This window comes from Arthrobacter sp. Y3223164 (assembly GCF_059091005.1).
The window spans coordinates 1-1,819 of the sequence record NZ_JBNHGF010000476.1 but is presented as its reverse complement, the minus strand read 5'-3'; the positions used below and the strand labels follow the sequence as shown (position 1 = coordinate 1,819).

The 1,819-nt window shown below is 70.3% G+C and carries 3 protein-coding genes; all 3 read right to left on the bottom strand.

The annotated features are described in order from the left end of the window. Nucleotides 1–449: hypothetical protein (locus AC5RUJ_RS15570; RefSeq protein ID WP_494156165.1), on the bottom strand; the 449-nt coding region annotated here is incomplete at its 3' end. Next, complete coding sequence (locus AC5RUJ_RS15565) at nt 449–1,270, bottom strand: ComEA family DNA-binding protein (RefSeq protein WP_494127989.1); 822 nt, start codon at nt 1,268–1,270, stop codon at nt 449–451. The genes AC5RUJ_RS15570 and AC5RUJ_RS15565, both read right to left, overlap by 1 nt. Next, nucleotides 1,257–1,739, bottom strand: a complete 483-nt coding sequence (locus tag AC5RUJ_RS15560; protein ID WP_494127990.1) for a hypothetical protein — start codon at nt 1,737–1,739, stop codon at nt 1,257–1,259. The genes AC5RUJ_RS15565 and AC5RUJ_RS15560 overlap by 14 nt, the downstream gene beginning before the upstream one ends. Nucleotides 1,740–1,819: the final 80 nt, after the last annotated feature.

Genomic DNA, 1,819 nt, shown 5'->3' with positions numbered 1-1,819 from the left:
GAACCGGCACGGCTACGGTGCGCGGACCTGGGGCTGCCCGAGCCGGACCGGTTGCGCGACCGACCGCGGGAGTTCAGCTGGCTGCCGGAGCGCGCCCGTGTTGTTGACCCCGTGGTGCGGGAAGGACGGGCCGCGCCGCGGTCCCGGTCCCACTTGAAGCGCAGGTATTCGGGATTGATGGCCAGGGCGAAGCTGCTGCCGGCCAGCCAGCATGCCAGGAGCAGCCACGTGGCAATTTCTTCCTGCACGCCGGTGCCGTCGACCAGGGCAATGGCCACGGCCGTGAGGGTGAGGTGAACCAGACCGAGGATCCACCACAGCGGCCGCCCCGCCCGCGAACCGACCACCAGCAAGGCAGCTCCGCCCAGGAACCCGAAGGTTCCCAAGGGGACAAGCAGCCAGAGGCTCTGGCGCAGATTCCACATCAGGCTCGGTTGGGCCGAAGACATCAGTAATCCACCGACCTTCCAAACGGCACCGGTTTGGCCGGCGGAAGCTTGCAGACCACCAACCGGTTCAACCGTGTGAGCTCTGGATCCCGCACATCCAAAGCGGCGGCGAAGTCCGCCACGGTGCGGAAGGGCCCACGCTCCTGGCGCAACCGCACGGCCTTGCGCGCCTTGTGCCTGCTGATCCCTGGCAGCTTCTGCAGGGCCGCCGCCGGTGCCGAGTTCACGTCCACCGGCTCGGCCGGCAGCGCAGAAGACGCGCCTGCTCCCGGCCTGCCGGATTCGGCGTAGTAGCTTGCCGCGTCGACCCCGGGGTCGTTGAGGAGATCGGCCGCGGCCCCCGCGGGGGCCGGAGCAGTCCCTGCAAGTGGCGAGGCGGAACGGGGACGACGGCGGAACATGGCCGCGGGGGTGGGCATCGCCGTCGTGCTGTCCATGCCGGTGCCCGCTGGAGTCCGGCGGACGAGGGCACTCCACGTGCTGCCGGAGGAGCGGGACGCCTGGGTCCAGCGGTTGCGCAGCCAGGCCTGATTGATGCCCAGCGCATGCAGTGAGCTGATAGCCCAGAGCAGGAGCCTGGCCGTCGGGCCGGCCTCTTCGTTCATGAACAGCGAAACCAGCAGTGCCACCAGGTAGAGGCCGCCGGCGGACAGCCAGGCGGCGCGGCGCGCCAGCAGGCCGATGATCACGAAGCCGGCCCAGCCCAAGACCCCGAGGCCGAGCAGCGGCAGCAGCAGCCACAGGCTGGCGACACCGAGCCAGGGAATGGGCGGTGTTCCGGTCCGGCCCGCGAGGGCGGCGGGAGAGTCAGCGGCGGACATTCAGGACCATGGTGACGCTCTGGTCTTCCTCGACCCTCTCCGATGCGAGCTCCAGGCCGGCTGTGTGCGCGCGTTCCCGCAGCTTCTGCAGCACCGCCTGCTGGACTTGGCGCGCGTACGCGGCGTCGATCGCCTGGACGATCTCGGCCGCGCGCCGCCGGTCGACGTCTTCACCGCTGAAGTGGACCTGCCAAATGCCGTCGGCGTCGCGTTCGAAGACCGCCGCCACGTCTGCCCAGTCCGCCTCGAGGGAGGCCTCGGTGACACGGGAAACCTTCGCCTGCGTATCCTCCAGGGCAGCCTGCAGCAGGTTCAGGTCCAGCATCCGGGTTTGCACCTGGATTTGGGGCACGGCAGCAATCTCCGGCACAGTGTCCGCGGTACGGCTCTTGGCCCTCCCCTCGAGGGCGGCATTGACCGTGGCGACGGCGGCGATGGCCGCGGGGATCAGCAGAACGGAAACACTCATGGGGTTTCTCCTGGTTCGGCGCCGGCCGGAACCGGGCGGGGCATGGTGGCGGGGGCGAGCGGGCTGCGGCGGGCGGCCGG

What these genes read in the sequence shown, in the direction of transcription:
- AC5RUJ_RS15565 (WP_494127989.1), bottom strand. Translation starts at nt 1,270, where the DNA reads ATGTCCGCCGCTGACTCTCCCGCCGCCCTCGCGGGCCGGACCGGAACA.
- AC5RUJ_RS15560 (WP_494127990.1), bottom strand. Translation starts at nt 1,739, where the DNA reads ATGAGTGTTTCCGTTCTGCTGATCCCCGCGGCCATCGCCGCCGTCGCC.